The organism is Pseudomonas kurunegalensis, from assembly GCF_030291635.1.
Taxonomy (GTDB): Bacteria; Pseudomonadota; Gammaproteobacteria; order Pseudomonadales; family Pseudomonadaceae; genus Aquipseudomonas; species Aquipseudomonas monteilii.
Map to the genome: position 1 here is coordinate 3634047 of NZ_CP127871.1, position 19135 is coordinate 3653181.

The following is a 19135-nucleotide window of genomic DNA, read 5'->3' on the forward strand; positions in this document are numbered from 1 at the left end:
GGCAGCAAGCTCACAGGCGCTGTGCGTTCCATGTTAAATCAATGAGACATGCGCAATTCTCAAAAGTCGTAGCGCACACTCACATTGGCATTACGCGGTGCACCATAGTGCCCATAGCTGCCGCCCATGCCCGAATAGTATTTTTCATCGAACAGGTTGGCGACATTCAGCGTGGTGCTCAGATGGTCGTTAACCTGATAGCGTGCCATGAGGTTTGCCACTGCATAGTCATCTTGTCGAATGGTGCTGCTGTAGTTCGTATAGGCAATTGATGAGCTGGAGTTCCAGTCCACGCCACCGCCCACGGTCATTCTTTGCCAGTCACCCGGCAGACGATAGGTGGTCCAGAAGCGGAAGGTATCCATGGGCAACTGGGTGGTGATGCGGTGACCTTCGGCATCCTCGGTTCGCGTATGGCTATAGCCGACCTGAGCACTCCAGCCCGGCAAGATTTCACCTGCCATTTCCAGGTCGATGCCCTTGGTTTCTGCACCACTCACGGCCACGTAGGCCGTACGTTTGACGTCCGGTCTGCTTGGGTTGTCGATGACCGGTTCCGGGTCCTCTTCAGGCACATTGTCCCGTTTGATGAAATAAATGGCAGCACTGGTATTGAGACGACCGTCGAGGAACTCGCCCTTCCAGCCCATTTCGTAGTTGGCACCCACCTGCGGATCCAGAGTCTTGCGGTTACGGTCCTCGGCCGAGTTGGGCTTGAAGATATCGGTGTAGCTGGCGTAAACCGACTGCTCAGGCGTGATGTCGTAAATCAGCCCGGCGTAAGGTGTGACGACACCACTCTCTTGAATCTGATACTGACTGACATACCCGGTCGAGTACACAAGATCGTAGTCATAGTGATAGTTGGAAACACGGGCTCCCAGTATGAAATGCAACTCATCGGTGAGGTTGAAGCGACTGGCCACAAAGTAGCCGCTCTGCCGGCTGGTGATATCAAAATCCATCACAGAGGTCAGCGGCACTTTATCGATCTGGTTTTTCCAGTTGTTGTAATCGAAGGCTGCAATCACACCCGAAACGCCCCAGTGCTGGTTTCGATAGTCCGAATAGTTGTAGCCCGCGATCAACTCGTGAGTTCGCCCGAACAACTGGAAGGGTCCTTGGGCATTTATGTCCAAACCCTTCTGTATCTGATCGGCCTTGACGTAGGCGCGCTCTGCAGAGCCGATCCCGTCAGGTCGCAACCACGAACGGCCGCTGGAGCTGTCCAGGGTTGTGTTATCAGTATCGCGTTTGATCTTCATGTAGTTGGTAACAACCCGGACCTGCCAATCGTTGGCGAGCGCTTGCTCCAGCGTCGCAGTGTAATTGGTGGTGTCGAATTTTTCGTAGCCCCAGCGTGCTCCCGAGCTGGTCGAACGCGAGTAATGTGCAGCTTGGCCATCAGTAAAGAGTAACGGAGCGCCAGGGGCGCCAGTTGCCTTGTACTTCTGGTTATCGATGCCAAAACGGACCAAGGTCGTGTCAGTCACATCGGCTTCGACAACGCCGTAGAAGATCTCTCGCTTCTGATCGTACCAATCCATGTAGGTGTGATTGTCCTGCTTGGCCGCGACCAATCGCCCGCGCACATTTGCCGCCTCGTTGAGCGGGCCGGACACATCGGCTTCACCCCGGTAGTTGTCCCAAGAGCCGGCATTGGCCTGAACATAGGATTTGAACGTATGCATTGGCTTCTTGCGAATCAAATTGATCACGCCACTGGGATCGCCTGCCCCGGTCATCAGCCCAGTGGCACCGCGCACAATTTCGACCCGGTCATATAGCGCCATGTCCAGCAGTGTGCTGGGCATATTGCGGGTGATGTTTTCCTGGGTGGTGGTCACGCCATCGAACTGATAGGTGTTCATGGCACTACCGCGCGAATAGATGTTGTAGCGCTCACCACCGTCCTGGGTCATGGTGATGCCCGGAGTCTGCCTGAGCACGTCAGTCATGCTGGTCAGGTGTTGGTCGTCCATGCGCTGGCGTGTAATGACTGTGATGGTTTGTGGCGTTTCCTTGAGCGACAGGTTCATCTTGGTAGCCGTACTGGTCACCCCCGTGGTGTACGACCCGGTGCCCTCGGTGGTCTCACCCAGCAGCCGCGAGTTGATCGACGTGGCCCCCAGTTCCAGCGCCCCACTCGGCTCGGCTGCCTGCATCAGCAGGTAGTTGCCACTGTCGGTCCTGAACACGTTCAGCCCGGTGCCGGCCAGCAACTGGGCAAAGCCTTGCTCCACGCTGAAACTGCCCTTCACCCCCGGGCTGGCCTTGCCGGCCGTGAGGCTGGCATCGATCGACAGCGGGATACCCGCCTGGCGGCCAAACTGGCTAAGCGCCTGGTCGAGCGGGGCTGCCTCGATATCGAAACGGATGATGCTGCTGGCCGCAGGCTGCGCCAGCGCGGCATGGGTAACAGCCAGGCTGCCCAGGGTCAGGCCGGTGGCGAATGCCAGGTGGATGGCGCGGGCCAGCGGGGTAATGCGAGGGGTCATGTGGAGCGTCCGAATGGGTCAAAAGGGCCGCGTTATTGGCGGGGTATGCCCTGAAGCCAATCGAGAACGAAAAAACTGCGCATTTCGCGAAAAAATTTTTCAGGCCTCTGCCTTGGGCACCAGCGTCACCCAGTAACGCGTGCGCCGCTGGATACTCACCGGCAGGCTGCTTTCCAACAGCGCGAGGATGCGTTCGTTGTCATCCAGCGGGTAGGACCCGGTAACCCGCAGCCCGCCCACACGCGGGTCGCAACGCAGAATGCCCGGGCGATAGCGGCCGAGTTGGCCGACCAGCTCATCCAGCCGTGTAGCCTGCGCGATCACGAAACCCTCTACCCAGGCATCGTCTTGCACGGCCTGCGGCGTGATGAAAATGCCAGCATCCTCGAGCCGCGCACGCTGCCCGCTTTCGACCACCTGCTGCCCCCGCCCACTTCGTAACGTGGCCGCCACACGCCCACTGCTCACCGATAGCAACGTGCCTATACAGCCCTCACCGCAGCGCACGGTGAAGCGGGTACCCAGTGGTTGCATCAGCGCATCCTGAGTGTGCACCTGCAGCGGCCGGCCGAGCGGGTCGTGGCCGGTGCGCACGTTGATTTCGCCGTAGCGCAGCAGGATGCGCCGGGTGCTGGCGTTGAAGTCGATGTCCACCGCAGTGGCAGTGTTCAACCACAGCTCGGTACCGTCGGCCAGCACCTGGCGACGGCGCTCGCCGGTCACCGTGCTGAGGTCTGCCAGGCTGCCCTGCAGCCATTGGCTTTCCCTGGTTTGCCAGCCGATGGCACCCAACACGCTGGCGCCCATCAGCATTTTCAAGAGCTGGCGGCGGTCGCCGTTGACGTAGCGGGCCTGTTGCAGCGCCGACCTGGCCACCGGGTCGCGCAGTGCGCCTGCGTTGTTGCGGATCAGCGCCGGCAAACCCGCCATGCGCTGCCAAGCGCGTTCGTGCTCGCTGTCGGCCTGGCGCCAGCGTTCAAGCTCACGGGCTTCCTCGGCGCTGATATCGCCGGACTGGGTCAACGAGAACCAGGCAATGGCCTGCTGGCGTACAGCGGGGGAAACAGGCTCGGAAGGCGGCATGGCGTCACTCGAACTGGCTGGCATAGCAGCGATCGAATGCCTTGAGCATGGCCCGCTGCACCTGGTCGACACTCAGCGCCAGCTGCGCGGCGATCTGCTTGTAGGTAAGCCCGTCGAGCTGCGACAGCAGGAAGATCTCGCGCACCCGTGGCGACAGCCCGTGCAGCAGCTCATCGAGCTGTGTGAGGGTTTCAATCAGCAAGTGGCGCTCTTCGGCGGATATCTCGTATTGCTCCGGTTGCGCCGCTAAGGCCTCGGCATAGGCGCGCTCCACCGCCAGGCGCCGCCAGCGGTTGATCAGCAGGCTGTTGGCGATGGTGGCCAGGTACGCCAAGGGGCGCTGCAGGTCATTGACCGGGCGCCGCGCGCGCATGATACGCACGAAGGTGTCCTGGGCCAGGTCGTCGGCATCCGCAGCCTCCCCCAGACGCTTCATCAGCCAGCGCTTCAACCAGCTGTGGTGCTGCGTGTAGAGGTGCTCGACATCCAGGTCGAAGGAGCTTGGGGGTCCCATTGGCAAGTGGCCTGCGTCTGCATGCTGGAAAGGCACACATGATAATCACTCGCAATTAAACGATGCAAGGTGAGCGGCTGCCCAGGTTCGCTGCCCAGCGGCTTTGACAGGCCGTCCAACATGCTGGAACGCGGTGAGGTCGTGCCCTATTCTGGGCTGATCTATGACCTGACGCCAGAGCAATCCCTGTATGCCAGCTACACCGATATCTTCAAGCCACAGACCGCCGTAGATCGCACCGGCAAGGTGCTTGATCCCGTCATCGGCAAGAACTACGAAATGGGCTGGAAGGGCGAGTTCTATGAGGGCCGGTTGAATGCCAGTGCTGCGGTCTACCTGATCAAGCGAGACAACTTTGCGGAAGATGACACCGGTGTTCCGATACCCGGCGTGGCAAACTCTACCGCGTCACGCGCGGTGAAAGGGGCTGAAACCAAAGGGATCGACCTTGAGCTCTCCGGCGAGGTGGCCGACGGTTGGAACGTACATACCGGGTATAGCCATTCACGGACGGAAAATGCCCATGGTGATCGCCTGACGGGCCTTGCGGGGAACTATCGGCATTACGGGGCACCCAGGAACGCTGCGTTGAACGTGCGCTACGACTTCTGAGCCGGTTGGACGGTACGTAAGCCGGGGCCGCTTTGCGGCCCCGGCTTTTCAAACCAACAGCCAGTCCTTTAGCCCCTCACCCCGCCAGGATGAAGTCCGCAGCAGTCACCGTGGTTGCATCCGCCACCCCCACCAGGCGAATGGAATCGGCAGCACCGATGCTGACCAGCGTATCCGCACCGACATCGGCGATGAAAACACTGGCGGCAAAGGTGGCTGCGGTGATGTTGAGGGCAGTGATGTCCAGCCGGTCCTGGCCACCCGCCGCAATGGCATCGAAGTTGATGATCAGGTCGTTGCCAAAGCCGACTGCAAACTGGAACACATCGTTGCCATCAGTGGCCATCATCGTGTCGTTGCCGGCGCCCCCTACCACCGTATCGTTGCCCGCCGCACCGTTGAGGAAGTCGTTACCGGCGCCCCCGATCAAGGTGTCGGTGCCGACGTCACCGAACAGCGTGTCGTTGCCATCACCACCTTGCAGTGTGTCGTTGCCGTTGCCGCCGTCCAGGCTGTCATCACCAATGCCCCCGAGCAGGGTGTCGTTACCGGCATTCCCCAGCAGCGTGTCATTGCCGTCGCCGCCGTCGAGGCTGTCATCGCCACCGCCACCGTTCAGGCTGTCGGCCCCCAGGCCACCAAACAGCTGGTCGTTGCCGGCGTCGCCGTTCAGGGTGTCGTTGCCGGCATTGCCGTTCAAGGTGTCGTTGCCACCGTCACCATTGAGCGTGTCATTCCCTGCCGCGCCGTTGATGATGTTGGCCAGGCCGTTGCCGGTACCGGTGAAATTCCCCGTGCCGGTAAAGGTCAGCGTCTCGACGTTGGCAACCATCGTGTAGCTGGCAAGCGTGGTGCGCACGGTATCGGTGCCTGCGCCGGTGGCCTCGACCACCACATCGCCGGCGTTATCGACCACGTACGTGTCATTGCCGACGCCACCGACCAGGCGGTCGGCCCCTGCTCCGCCATTGAGCACATCGTTTCCGGCACCTCCGGTAATGGTGTTGGCCAGCGTGTTACCCGTACCGGTAAAGGCACTGCTGCCGGTGTAGGTCAGGTTTTCGACGTTGGCCCCCAGGGTGTAGCTGGACAAGCTGGTTTGTACCAGATCGGTCCCCCCGTTCAGCGCCTCGGTTACCGTGTCACCCGCGTTGTCGACCACGAAGGTGTCGTTGCCGGCACCGCCGTTCATGGCATCCGCGCCAAGCCCGCCGTTGAGGGTATCGTTGCCGTCATCGCCATTGAGCAGGTCCGGGTCGTCCCCGCCGTTGAGGGTGTCGTTGCCAAGCCCGCCGAACAGCTGGTCGGCACCCCCCAGGCCATTGAGCGTGTCATTGCCACCCAGGCCCGAGATCACGTCGTCGCCCACCCCGCCGGTCAGGGTGTTGGCCGCATTGGTGCCCACCAGTGTCACACCTGGCGGCACCGCCACTGCGGCCGTCGCGGCCGAGGTCAGCGACTCCAGGGTGCCGAAGCCGTCGGTGTAGCGCACGATCACCCGCAACTGCTGGTTGCCTTGGGCGAAGCCCGGGGTAAAGGTGGCGGCGGTAGCGCCTACAATGTTGCTGAAGGTACCGCCAGTGCCTTGCTGCCACTGGAAGCTGAAGGCACCGAGCCCGTCCAGGTCAGCGATGCCGCCCGTGAGCGCGGTCAGCGTCTGGCCCCGGTCTGGCGTGGTGTCGCTGATCAGCACCGCACCGGTCGGTGCATCGTTGACGTTGGCCACCGGGTCGAGGATGTCGGAGGCGACACTTTCCTGCACGCCGAAGTCATCCACGTAGCTGACCACCACGCGCATGTTCTGCCCCACTTGCGCCTGGGTCAGGACAAAGGTGCTGCCGATGGCGCCGGCAATGTTGACCCAGCCCACTCCCCGGTTGGACTGCCACTGGAAGGTGAACTGCGGGTTGCTGATGCCGTCGGCATCGACGATGGTCGCCGGGTTGGCGGTAAGCGTCTGGTTCTGCACCAACAGCCCGGTCACGGTCGGCCCGGCGCTTGGCGCGCTGTTCGGTGACGAGTCGACGATTTCCAGCGTGCCCTTGGCGTCCTGGTACACCGCACGTACGCGGATGCTAAGGCCAGCCACATCGTCCGTGACCCGGTAGGTAGCGCCCGTCGCCCGCTGAACCTCTCCTGCGGCGACAACGGTAATGTCGTCATAAACCCCCGAACCCGGCAGGGTCTCGACTTGCCAGTAGTACGCCACCGGGCCGTTGACTGCGCCGGTCAGGTTGGCCGCACTGACGTTGTCCGCGTCATGTACCGCCAACGGCGTTACACGCAGCAGCTGGCCGCTGACCGGTGTGTCATCACGCACGCCCGTGGCGGCGTCGAGAATCACCAGATGCCCCGTGGGGCCGGCGTTCACGGCAGTGCCCACGCCAGAGACCTGCGAGCGGTCAGAGAACTGCAGGCGCTCGATACCGGTCAGGCGGTCGACACCATCACGCCCGGCCACCAGGTCGGTGACGATCACCGCGTTGCCATCGACCACCACGCTGTAGTCGGTGGCCACCCCCGAGAACACCGCCGTGTCGTAGCTGTCGGTGCCATTGAGGATCTCCCGGATGATCACCAGCTGGCCCGGGTTGTAGGTGCCATTGAGCATGAACGGCACCATCGGCTCCATGCTGTCGAAACTGGCGATTTCCGGGCCGGTGCCGTCGCTGTTGGCGCGCACGCTGATGCGCACGTTCAGCCACTTGTCACCGTCGAGGATGTCGTCGCCACCACGGCCTTCGATCAGGTCGCTGCCGCTGCCGCCGAGGATGATGTTGCCGCCATCGTAGAACGTCGCCCCGGCAGCCAGCAGGCTGGACAGGCCGTTGATCAGGTTGATGTTGGTCAGCACGCTGCCCGTGGCGCCATTGGTCGGCAGGCTGGCGGCGTCTTCGTTGTCACCGCGCAGGAAGTCGCCATGGGACGAGCCCGACAGGCCTTCCATGATGTCGAAGCGCACCAGCGCCGACGCGCCCGAGCCCGGTACCGGTGGCACGTCGAAGAAGCGGTCGCTGTAGTCGACGGTCACGCCCTGGGCCAGGTCCTTGAAGGTTGCCCAGTCGTAGCCGGAGCCGCCGATATAGCGGTCGCCGAAGCCCAGGCTGCCGACCATGATGTCGTCGCCGCCTTCACCGTTGAACTTGTCGTTCTCGTTGCCGCCGATGAACACGTCGTTGCCAATGACCGGGTCGTTGCCGAGCGGGTCGAAGTTGTCGCCAGGCGCACCGTCCGAGGTGCCCTTCTCGATCCAGTCGTCGCCTTCGTTACCCATGTCCTGTTCGTTGGCCTTGCTGCCCAGGATAAAGTCGTTGCCCTGGCCGCCAATGGCTTCGGATGCGTCTTCACCGGTGACGATGAAGTCGTTGCCGAAACCGCCGATGATCAGGTTGACGCCGTTACCGCCATGCAGCACATCGTTGCCGTCGCCGCCCTGGATGTTGTCGTCGCCGCCCATGTCGCTGATGATGTCGTCGCCGGCGCCACCGCGCAGCTGGTCGTTGCCGTCGCCACCCTCGATGCGGTCGTTGCCGCCATCGCCCCAGACCGTGTCGTCACCCTCGCTGGACACCAGGATGTCGTCACCGTTGGTGCCGCCCAGCACGATGTGCTCGGCACCGGCATAGCGGATGTAGTTGGTGTCCGGGCCAGCCGTCAGCGGGCTGTCGCGGAACACCACCTGCTCGCCGTTCTCGCCCAGCGGGTCGGCGTTGCCCAGGCCGTCGTTGTATTGCTTGCTTTGGTCCAGTTCCAGGTAGAAGCCAGGGTCGGAGAACACCAGGCCCGGCAGGTGGGTGGCCGAGGTGTTGGCCATGATCAGCTTGGCGAACGAGTTGCTTTCCAGCTCGGCGTTCATCGACAGGCCAGAGGTGCGCTCCAGGTAGTAGAAGCGGTCACCGTCCTGCAGTTTCTCCATCTGGTTTTCGAACACGAAGTTGAAGGTACTGCCGAGCATGCCGCCGAACGGGGTTTTCGCCTCGGCCAGGCCGCCGATCCACAGGTCGATGGCATCGACACCGGTCACGGTCACGGCCTTCAGGTCATCGGCGGTACCCAGCACGCCATCCTTGCCCGGCAGGGTCACGTTGGCCCAGGCACCACTGCTGTTGAGGAAGTCCAGGCGATCAGCCGGCGCGCCATCGCCGCCGAACACCAGGGCCATGGCCGCAGCGCGTTTTTCCAGCAGTGTGGTGGCACCGGTGATGCTGCTGTGGGTGCCGTAAGCCGCGATGAAGTTGATCAGCGACTCGGGGTGCTTGAGGTGCTGCACCAGGTCGACCCAGCTGGTGTACGGCTTGAGCTGGGTATCGCCGGTTTGCCCGAAGATGTCGCGGCGCACGGCGTTCAGCGAGGGGATGCCGACATCACGACCACGGGCGATGTTGATCGCCGGCAGGTCGAGCGGCAGGCCGAGCAGGTTGTTGCGCAGCGCCTCGGTGACGAACTCGTCGATTTCGTTACCGGCCTGGCGGGTGACACCGCGCACGATGGCACTGGTGGCATCCTCGGGGGTGACGCCACTGGCGGCATAGGCCAGCGGGTTGAGGAACGCCGCGATCAAGCCCAGTTGCTGCTCGGGGTTGGCGCTGGCCGGGTCCTGGATGACGTTGAAGTCGACGTCAAAGCGGTCGACAGTCTCGGTCAGCATCGAGTGGCCAAAGCGGTACACGGTGTGGGCGAACTCGGCCACGATCGACGCATCGAGGTCCACGTCGTACACCTGGGTCGGGGCAAAGAACAGGTCCACCCGTGGTTGCACGGTACGGGCGAACTCCTCGAACACAAGGTGCTGATACTGCATCTCGGTACCGAACTTGGCCGCCTGGAACAGGCGTTCGCCGTTCCATACCAAGGCATCGATCTCGGCCGGGGTGACCGGCAAGGCAGTGACCGGGTTGAGCAGCCACTCGTTGAGGAACGCCAGGTCGCCGGAGTCGAGCACGGTGTCCATGGTCTGCGCCACCAGCCGGTTGTGCTCGGAGTGGAAGATGGCATGCACGGCGGTCAGGCCGATGTTCTCGTTCACCCGGCCATCACCGGCGATGTAGTGCGCATCCAGCAGTTCGTTGTCGTACGCCAGGTTGGCACCGGTCTGCGGGTTGACGGGCACGGCGTTGCCAGCCACGTTGTCGGCATCCGGCGCCAGCACGCCTCCGCTGAACACCGGCACGGCATTGTGTGCGATGTCGGCGAGGAACTGGTGCCCCGTGCGCACAGCGTTTGTCAGGTCGAGCGGCGCCAGCGGGTTGCCTTCGACCTGCTGGTCATCGGCCGTGCCGGCAATGCCGTCCAGGCCCTTCATCACCACCATCGGGTAGCCGTTCGGCCCCTTGATGAAGTTACCGTAGGCGTCGGTTGCCAGCAGCGGCACGTTGTCGACATCGGCATCGGTCAGGTTGATGCCGAGCAGATCGCGGGCCTGGGCCTTGACCACCTTCCAGGTGGCCATGCCACCGATTTCGGTGTCGTCGCCGGTGCCGAACTTGCCATCGGCGCCCAGGTCACGGTTGGTGATCAGGCGGCCTGTAGCGACAGGGCCATCATCCGTCATGATGTAGGCGCGCAGGAACACCTGGTGCGAGGGGTGCGAGCTGTAGGTCTGATTCTGGTCCACGAACGGCGTGGTGGTGTTGGTGTGCTCGTGAATGTCATCGGCGTTGCCGAGGATGCCATCCGGCCCTGGCAGGTTGGTGGCACGGGTTACAACCATGAAGTTGGTGAAACCACCCTCCACGTACAGCGGGTCATCCGGCTGCAACGGGATGTAGATGGTACCCGAGCCGCCCTTGGTGACCAGGTCCAGACCATGGTCGAAGAACTGTCCGAAGAAGGTCATCCAGGCGTTGAACGGCGCGGACAACCCGGCATCGGCAGCGGTGTTTTCGAACAGGTACACATCGTGGTCGTCGGTGGTCCCGAACTGGCCATCCATGCCTGGGCTGGCGACGATGCGCACGCCATCCTTGAGCACGTCGTCATTGCCAGGCGTGCCGAAGTTGAGCACGCCATCCGCACCCGGGTCATAGGCGGTGGCATAGGCCGCCGGGTTGTTGGAGGTCTGGTCGACCACCAGGTTGCTGATGGTGCGTGGCTGCGAGTCGAACACCGGGCCGCTGGTCTGCTGGTACGAAGAGCCGGGAATCGCCGGCGAGCCGGGGCCGAAGAAGCCGGCCGGGGCACCTTCTGCCGGGTTGAACACCGGGTCGGTCAAGCGCGGGAAGACGTTGTCGGCAGCACCGAACTGGGTGTTGTTGTTACCGTTGAGGTTCATCAGGTTGTTGTTAGAGCCATCGACCGCACGTAGGCCCAAAGGCGCGCGGATGTTGGGGATCAGCGAGAGGATGTCCTGCCCCGCGGCATCGGCCTCGGCGATCTTGATCTGGTCGAGGATGAAGTTGAGGTCGGAGCGCACCATGTGCAGCCCCTCCCCGCCAGCCGTGGCATCCACGACCGGGGTTGCCGGGGTCGGCACCACAGGTGCGCCCGGCTGTACCACGGCCGTTGGCTGCGAGAACAGTATTTCGGTGGTGCCATGGGCGTCCTGGTAGATCGCCTTGACCCGCAGGCTCAGCCCGGCCAGGTCTGGCGACACCTTGAACGACGTACCGTCGGCGCTCTGGAACGCCAGGTCGCCGGCCGGCAGCAGGATGATGTCCTGGAACACACCACTGCCCGGGTCGGCCTCGAACTGCCAGTAGTACGACACCGAACGGTCGGCAAGCGTACCGGTCGGGTTGCCCGCGCTGATGTTGTCGGCGTCGAGTACGCCCGCCACGCTCACTGTCAGCATATCGCCCACGGTGATCGCGCCACCGTTGCCATCAGTGACGGTCGGGCTGCCGGTGGGTTGCGCATTCACCCCTTCCACCAGCACGCGTTGGCTGTCGGCGAACTGCAGGCGCTCGATGTGCAGCAGTGTGTCAACGCCATCGCGGCCGGCCACGGTATCGGTCACCGTCCAGACATCATCGGCAACGTCGGCGGTGCCCTTGTTGTTCTGGGTGACTACATACTCGCTTTGCACACCCGAGAATATGGCCGTGTCAAAGGCTGCGCCGCCTGTGGAGGTGCCCGGCAGGATTTCCCGCACGGCTTTGAGCTGGCCTGGGTTGTAGGTGCGGTCGAGCATGAACGGGATCATGTCGATCATGCTGTCGAAGCTGGCGATCTCAGGGCCGGTGTGGTTGACGTCGCCTGGGGCATACACCGCAATGCGCACGTTCAGCCATTTATCACCATCGATCAGGTCATCGCCGCCACGGCCTTCGATCAGGTCGCTGCCATTGCCGCCGAGCATGATGTTGCCGGTGGCAAAGCCCGTGGTCGGCAACCCGGCATCGGCCAGGAACTGCTGCAGGCCGCGGATCAGTGCCACGTTGGTCAGGGCGCTGCCGGTGGCACCGCCATGGTTGAGAATGGTCACGGCATCGACGTCATCGCCCTTGAGCACATCGGCGTAGTTCGAGCCGGACACCCCTTCCACCTCGGCGAAGCGGTCGAGGATGCTGGCCGGCGAGGCGCCGACCGGGTTGAATACACCAGCGTTCTGATTTGGCGCATTGCCATGGGGCTGGGCCAGTGCGGCCAGGCTCAGGTCAACGGTAACGCCGACCTTGTCGTTCTTGTTGGTAATCCAGTCGAAGCCGGACATGCCGTCCATCTTGTCCTGGGCATCGCTGCCGACGAAGATGTCGTCGCCGCCTTCACCGATCATTTCGTCAAAGCCACCGCCCCCGACGAAGATGTCGTTGCCGACCACTTCGTCACCCAGCAGCGGCGCAAAGTTGTCGCCGGGCGCACCGTCCTGGGTACCCTTCTCGATCCAGTCGTCGCCCTCGTTGCCGGTGGGCGGCAGGTTGGTCTTGGCGCCGAGGATGAAGTCGTCGCCCTGGCCACCGAAGGTGGTGGTGATGTCCTCGGTGGTGATGATGAAGTCCTGGCCGTCGCCGCCCAGGATCAGGTTGCCGGCCGCCAGCATGCTGCCGGCGACGATCACGTCGTTACCGGCGTTGCCCTCCAGGCGGTTGTCACCGAACGAGTCGGTGATGATGTCGTCACCTGCGCCACCCAGTACGGCATCGTTGCCTGCGCCGCCTTCGAGCACGTCGTCGCCGGCATCGCCGTAAACGGTATCGTCACCTTCGCCGGAGATGATGATGTCGTTGCCGGAAGTGCCGCCCAGCACCACATGGTCTTCACCGGTGTAGTGCAGGAAGTTGCTGTCTGGCCCCACAGTGTCAGGGTTATCGCGAATCACCAGCGGTACGATTTCCACGCCGTTGATTTCGATGCCGCCCGTCGGGTCGGCTTTGCCGTCGGCGCCCAGCCCGGTGAACTGGTTGGCCTGGTTCACCTCCAGGGTGAAGGTGGGCGTGAGGAACACGGTGTTGGACAGGTGAGTGACGTCGGAGTTGGCCATGATCAACTTGGCAAAGGAGTTGTTCTCCAGTTCCGTGCCGAAGTTCATGCCCGCCGTGCGCGACAGGTAGTAGAAGCGGTCGCCGTTCTGCAACGCTTCCAGCTGGGTTTCGAAGACGAAGTTGAAGCTGGAACCCAGCATGCCGCCGAAGGGCATTTTTTTCTCGGCCAGGCCGCCGACCCAGAAGTCGATGGCATCGACACCCGTCACCGTCACGCCGGCAATATCGTCGGCCGTGCCGGCGATACCGTCTTTGCCGGCCAGTGTCACGTTGGCATAGGCGCCGGTGCTGTTGAGGAAGTCCAGGCGATCGGCAGGCGCGCCGTCGCCGCCCAGCACCAGCGCCACGGCGGCGGCGCGTTTGGCCGCTTCGGTGGTGGCCCCGGTGATGGTGGCGTGGGTGCCGTAGGCGGCGATGAAGTTGATCAGCGACGCTGGGTGCTTGAGGTGGTCGGCAAAATCGACCCAGCTGATGTAGGCCTTGAGCTGGCTGTCGCCGGTTGCGGCATAGAACTCGCGGCGCGCCTCGTTCAGGCTGGGGATACCGGTGTCACGGCCACGGGCGATGTTCAGCGCAGGCAGGTCCAGCGGCAGGCCAAGCAGGTTGTTGCGCAGGGCCTCGGTGACGAACTCGTCGATTTCGTTGCCCAGCTGGCGGGTCACGCCGCGAATGATCGCACCGGCCGCTTCATCGGCGGTGGCACCGCTGCCGGCGAAGGCCAGCGGGTTGAGGAAGGCGGCGATCAGGCCCAGTTGCTGATCCGGGTTGGCGGGGTCACCCGACACAGGGTTGAAGTCGGGGTCGAAGCGGTCGACGGTTTCGGTCAGCATCGAGTGGCCGAAGCGGTACACCACGTGGGCGAACTCGGCGAGGATGGCCGGGTTGATCGACGTGTCGTAGCCGTTGGGGGCCAGGAACTCGTCGATCTGCGGCTGAATGGTGCGCGCGAACTCTTCGAACACCAGGTGCTGGTACTGCATTTCGGTGCCGAACTTGGCGGCCTGGAACAACCGCTCGCCGTCCCATACCAGTGCGGCGATGCCGGCTGGCGTGGTGGGGATGGCGGTGACATCGTCGATCAGCCACTCGTTGAGGAACGCCAGGTCGCCCGAGGCCAGCAAGGTGTCTTTGGTCTGCTGTACCAGGCGGTTGTGCTCGGAGTGGAACACATGGTGCACGGCAGTAAGGCCGATGTTTTCGTTCACCCGGCCGTCACCGGCGATGTAGTGGGCGTCGAGCAGTTCGTTGTCGTAGGTCAGGTTGTTGCCGCCTGGGCCAACTGGCTGGGCGTTGCCTACTGCGCTGTCGGCGTCGGCCTGCAACACGCCACCTACCACCACGGGCGCGGCGTTGTGGGCAATGTCGTCAAGGAAGCCATGCCCGGTGCTCACGGCGTTGGCCAGGCTGATCGGCGCAGCGCGGTTGCCTTCGACCAGCGTGGTGACGTCGTCGGCAGTGCCGGCAATGTTATCGGCACCATTGTTCACCCGCATCACCACCTGAGGCATGCCGTTGGGCCCGCGCAGGAAGTTGCCATAGGCATCGGTGGCCAGCAGCGGCACGCTGTGCACGTCGGCATCGGTCAGGTTGATGCCCAGCAGGTCGCGGGCCTGCGCCTTGACCACCGCCCAGGTGGCCATGCCGCCATTCTCGCTGTTGCCATCGTCGGCCGTGCCGAACTTGCCGTCCGCGCCCAGGTCGCGGTTGGTGATCAACCGCCCGGTGGCCACCGGGTCGCCTGCGGCACTCAACGCATATTCACGCAGAAACACCTGGTGCGAGGGGTGCGAGCTGTAGGTCTGGCTCTGGTCGACGAACGGCGAGGTGGTATTGGGCTGGCTATCGTCGGCGGTGCCCACCACGCCATCGGCGCCGGCGGTGCGTACGGCGCGTGACAACACCATGAAGTTGGTCGGGCTGCCGGCCACGAACAGCGGGTCGTCCGGGCGCAGCGGAATGAACACGATATCGGTGCTGCTCTTGGTCACCAGGTCCAGACCGTGGTCGAAGAACTGGCCGAAGAAGGTCATCCAGGCGTTGAAGCCAGCCGTCAGGCCCGCGTCGGGCGAGACGTTGGGGATGAAGAACACAGGCTTGTCATCAGCGGTGCCGAACACCCCGTCCATACCCGGGCTCATCACCGGGGCGGCACCGCCATTGGCCTCGACCGCAGCCGGGTTGTTCGCCGTCTGGTCGACGATCAGGTTGCTGATGGTGCGTGGTTGCGAATCGACGACATTGCCGGTGCCCACATAGTTGGCGCGGTAGGAGGCATCGAGCAAGCGCAGGAACGCGTTGTCAGAAGCGCCGAACTCGCTTTGCCCGGCGACCAGGTTGTTGAAGCTGCCATCCACGGTGCGCAGGCCGAACGGCACCTGACTGTTGGGCAGCAGGTCGATCAGGCTGGCGCCCGCGGCATGGGCCTCGGCGATGAAGATCTGCTTGAGGATGAATTCCAGGTCCGACTTGCTGAAATTGGCCATGTTCAGTTGCCCTCGATCTGTCGGGAGAAATCACAGGGCAACAGGGTCCTTCCCGCGCCCAGTCAGTGTTGACGTGCGCAGTTGTTGTTTCGGGTTTTTAGTTTTTCAGTCCAATCACGGTGCCTGAATACCGTCTCAGATCCCTTACACAGGGGCGGAATACATCAGACTTAAGTCGCAGGAGAAAACCTTGTCAATATCACGTCAAAAAAATAGCCCGTCCTGAGAATGCGATGCAACTCGCTGTTTTCTAGACACTTATGAAAAGTTCAAAGAATTTATAGAGCAAAAAGATATTACCGAATATTTCGTTGCAACCTACGCTGCTGCTTACAACAAGACCGCAGCGGCCCCACCGCCTGCGAGCCGACCAGAAGCCACGACTACCGCTGTACGGGGCGCCGCAAGGGCTCCCCGTTTTGTGAAAAGGGAGGCCTTCGATGCACAAGCCGCCGCGTTCCCGCTCCGAACTGGCTGACACACTGTTTCGCCTTCGTCGCAGTTTCTACGCCCTGGCCGCCTTCAGCGGCGTGATAAACGTCATGATGTTGACGCCAGCCATTTACATGCTGCAGGTCTATGACCGCGCCTTGGTCAGCCGCAACGTCACCACCTTGGGCATGCTCACCGTGCTGGTGGTCGGGTTGTTCCTGCTGATGTCGGCACTGGAGATGACCCGTACGCGCGTGCTGGTCCGGGTAGGCAACTGCCTGGACATGGACCTCAACCGACGCATCTTCAGCGCCGCGTTCGAGCGCAACCTGAGCCGCGCCGGCGGCAACCCGGCCCAGGCCCTGCAGGACCTGGCGCAAGTGCGGCAGTTTCTGACCGGCAACGGTTTATTCGCCTTTTTCGATGCGCCGTGGACGCCGATCTACCTGGTGGTCTGCTACCTGATCCACCCTTGGCTCGGGCTGGTCACGATGATTGGCTCACTGATCCTGGTGGGCCTGGCCTACCTCACGGAGAAGGCTACGCAAAAGCCACTGGCCGAAGCCAATCAGGCCGCCATGTCGTCGGCCAGCTACGCCAACAACAACCTGCGCAACGCCGAAGTGATCGAGGCCATGGGCATGCTGCCGTCAATCGGCAAGCGCTGGTACCAAGGGCACTTGCGCATCCTGCAGATGCAGACCCTGGCCTCCGACCGCGCGGCGCTGATCAGCAGCACCGGGCGTTTCGTGCGCATCACCTTGCAGTCGTTGATCCTCGGGACCGGTGCGTTGCTGGCGATAGAGGGCAAGATCACCCCCGGCATGATGATCGCGTGTTCGATCCTGACCGGCCGCGCCTTGGGCCCGGTGGAACAGGTGATTGCCTCCTGGAAGCAGTTGCTCGGTTGCCGCTTGGCCTGGGGCCGGCTCAACGACCTGCTGCAAGACTATCCGCAGCGGCCACCGAGCATGTCGCTGCAGCGGCCGATGGGCATGCTGGCCGTGGAAAACGTGATCGCCGGTGCCCCCGGCACCACCACCAGCATCGTGCGCGGGGTCAGCTTCAGCCTGGTGCCAGGTGAAAGCTTAGGCATCATCGGCCCTTCGGCTTCGGGCAAGTCTACCCTCGCCCGCCTGCTGGTGGGTGTGTGGCCGGCGCAGGCCGGCAAGGTGCGCCTGGATGGTGCCGACATCTTCACCTGGAACAAGGCCGAACTCGGCCCTTGGCTGGGCTACCTGCCGCAAGACGTGGAGCTGTTCGAGGGCACCATCGCCGAAAACATCGCACGCTTTGCCGAAGTGGACAGCGATGCGGTGATCCGCGCGGCCCGCAGCAGCGGCGTACACGACATGATCCTGCACTTTCCGCAGGGCTATGACACGCGCCTGGCCGCCGACGGCACCCCGCTGTCCGGCGGCCAGAAGCAGCGTATCGCCCTGGCCCGCGCCCTGTATGGCGAGCCCAACCTGGTAGTGCTGGACGAACCCAACGCCAACCTCGATGACGTCGGCGAGAAGGCCCTGGTGGATGCTCTGGCCGAGTTGAAGGCGCGCGGCGCCACGGTGATCCTGATTTCCCATCGGCCCAATGTGCTGTGTGCTGTCGACAAGATACTCATGTTGCGCGACGGCGCTGTGCACATGCTCGGCAGCCGCGACGAAGTATTCGCGGCGCTGCGCAAGGCTGCCGTGATTCCAGCGGCCGGTGCGGCACCGCTGGCTTCGGTCAAAGTAAGGGAGTAGCCGATCATGCAGATGACTCAACACGCTGAATTGATCCCCGCCGAAGCCAGGAACCTGATCGACCTGGATGCGGCCCGGCCAGTACGCTGGGGCGTATGGATGGTGATTGCCGGCTTTGGCGGCTTCCTGCTGTGGTCATGCCTGGCGCCGCTGGACGCAGGCGTGGTAGCCACCGGCACGGTCAAGGTCACCAGCAACCGCAAGGCGGTACAGCACCTGACCGGCGGTACGGTCGAGGCGATTCTGGTGCGCGAAGGCGATCTGGTAAGGAAAGGCCAGGAAGTGGTGCGGCTCGACGCCCTGCGCGCGGTCGCTGAGCAAGGCGCACTCAGCGCCCAGTACATCGTCAGCAAAACCGTGGAGAACCGCCTGGAAGCCGAGCGCGACGGCCGCGACACGGTCACCTTCGACCCTGCCCTGCTCCAGCACTACGCCAATGATCCACGCCTGCTGGCGGCCCTGGACCTGCAACAGCGCCTGCTCGACACCCGCCGCGCCGGGCTGGCGGGTGAACTGAGCATCCTTGAGGAAAACCTCACCGCTTCGGCGGTGCAGCTCAAGGGCCTGCAACAGGTGTACGGGGCCCGCGCCTCACAGATCGGCTTCCTCAACCAGGAACTGCAAGGCACCCGGGTGCTGGCCGCCGAAGGTTACGTACCGCGCAACCGCCTGCTGGAGCTGGAGCGCAGCAACGCCGACCTGTCCGCCGGCCAGGCAGAAAACCTCAACAACATCGCCCGGGCACGCAGCCAGGCCACCGAGATCAAGCTGCGCATCCTGCAGCGCCAGCACGACTACCTGAAAGAAGTGGAATCGCAACTGACCGACACCGCCAAGGAAAACACCACCCTGGCCGACCGCTTGCGCGCACTGGACTACGAAGTGACCCACACGGTGATCCGCTCGCCGATCGATGGCATGGTCCAGGGCCTGAGCATTGCCACGGTCGGCGGCATCATCCAGCCCGGTGCCAAGATCATGGAGGTGGTGCCACTCGATCAGCCCCTGCAGGTAGACGCAATGATCCCGGTGCAGGCCATCGACAAGATGGTGCCGGGCCTGGACGTAGACATCGCCTTCCCGGCCTTCAACCACGCACAGACGCCGAACATTCCGGGGCGGGTGAAGACCATTTCCGCCGACCGCCTGCTCGACGAAGAAAGCAAGCAGCCGTTCTACCTGGCCCAGGTGGAAGTGACGCCCGCCGGCATGGGCCTGCTAGGCAGCAACCATATCCGCCCCGGCATGCCCGCCACCGTCACCATCAAGACCGGCGAGCGCAACCTGCTCAGCTACCTGCTCAAGCCGATGCTCGAACGCGTCGACGCCGCGTTCAAGGAGCAATGAC

7 protein-coding genes are annotated in these 19135 nt (G+C 63.2%); 3 read left to right on the top strand and 4 right to left on the bottom strand.

All coding sequences use genetic code 11. The annotated features are described in order from the left end of the window. Window positions 1-59: 59 nt before the first annotated feature. The 3 genes from QQ992_RS16340 to QQ992_RS16350 all read right to left on the bottom strand — a co-directional run bounded on the left by QQ992_RS16340 (window position 60) and on the right by QQ992_RS16350 (window position 4095). Complete coding sequence (locus QQ992_RS16340; protein WP_286110293.1) at window positions 60-2498, bottom strand: TonB-dependent siderophore receptor; 2439 nt, start codon at window positions 2496-2498, stop codon at window positions 60-62. A gap of 99 nt (window positions 2499-2597) precedes the next feature. Further along, window positions 2598-3581: a FecR domain-containing protein gene (locus tag QQ992_RS16345; protein WP_286110294.1), complete on the bottom strand. Its 984-nt coding sequence runs from the start codon at window positions 3579-3581 to the stop codon at window positions 2598-2600. A gap of 4 nt (window positions 3582-3585) precedes the next feature. Next, entirely contained in the window at window positions 3586-4095 is a 510-nt protein-coding gene (locus tag QQ992_RS16350; RefSeq protein ID WP_119370543.1) for a sigma-70 family RNA polymerase sigma factor, read from the bottom strand. Window positions 4096-4215: 120 nt separating this feature from the next. Between QQ992_RS16350 and QQ992_RS16355 the strand changes: the two genes are divergently transcribed. Beyond that, a complete protein-coding gene (locus QQ992_RS16355; RefSeq protein WP_350156075.1) occupies window positions 4216-4707 on the top strand; it encodes a TonB-dependent receptor domain-containing protein in 492 nt (163 codons plus the stop codon). A gap of 76 nt (window positions 4708-4783) precedes the next feature. On the opposite strand, the gene QQ992_RS16360 is transcribed toward QQ992_RS16355, so the two are convergent. Then, window positions 4784-15610 (bottom strand): peroxidase family protein, encoded by a 10827-nt coding sequence (locus tag QQ992_RS16360; protein ID WP_286110295.1) that lies wholly within the window; start codon window positions 15608-15610, stop codon window positions 4784-4786. 440 nt (window positions 15611-16050) lie between these two features. On the opposite strand from QQ992_RS16360, the gene QQ992_RS16365 reads away from it, so the two are divergent. Further along, window positions 16051-17787 carry a type I secretion system permease/ATPase gene (locus tag QQ992_RS16365; protein ID WP_286110296.1) on the top strand — a complete coding sequence of 579 codons (1737 nt, stop codon included), beginning with the start codon at window positions 16051-16053 and terminating at the stop codon, window positions 17785-17787. A gap of 6 nt (window positions 17788-17793) precedes the next feature. Continuing rightward, window positions 17794-19134: an HlyD family type I secretion periplasmic adaptor subunit gene (locus QQ992_RS16370; protein ID WP_286110297.1), complete on the top strand. Its 1341-nt coding sequence runs from the start codon at window positions 17794-17796 to the stop codon at window positions 19132-19134. The last annotated feature ends 1 nt before the right edge of the window (window position 19135 follow it).

Excerpts from the sequence above, each read along its gene's own strand:
- QQ992_RS16370 (WP_286110297.1), top strand. The coding sequence starts at position 17,794 with ATGCAGATGACTCAACACGCTGAATTGATCCCCGCCGAAGCCAGGAAC.
- QQ992_RS16355 (WP_350156075.1), top strand. The coding sequence starts at position 4,216 with ATGCTGGAACGCGGTGAGGTCGTGCCCTATTCTGGGCTGATCTATGAC.
- QQ992_RS16345 (WP_286110294.1), bottom strand. The coding sequence starts at position 3,581 with ATGCCGCCTTCCGAGCCTGTTTCCCCCGCTGTACGCCAGCAGGCCATT.
- QQ992_RS16340 (WP_286110293.1), bottom strand. The coding sequence starts at position 2,498 with ATGACCCCTCGCATTACCCCGCTGGCCCGCGCCATCCACCTGGCATTC.
- QQ992_RS16350 (WP_119370543.1), bottom strand. The coding sequence starts at position 4,095 with ATGGGACCCCCAAGCTCCTTCGACCTGGATGTCGAGCACCTCTACACG.
- QQ992_RS16365 (WP_286110296.1), top strand. The coding sequence starts at position 16,051 with ATGCACAAGCCGCCGCGTTCCCGCTCCGAACTGGCTGACACACTGTTT.
- QQ992_RS16360 (WP_286110295.1), bottom strand. The coding sequence starts at position 15,610 with ATGGCCAATTTCAGCAAGTCGGACCTGGAATTCATCCTCAAGCAGATC.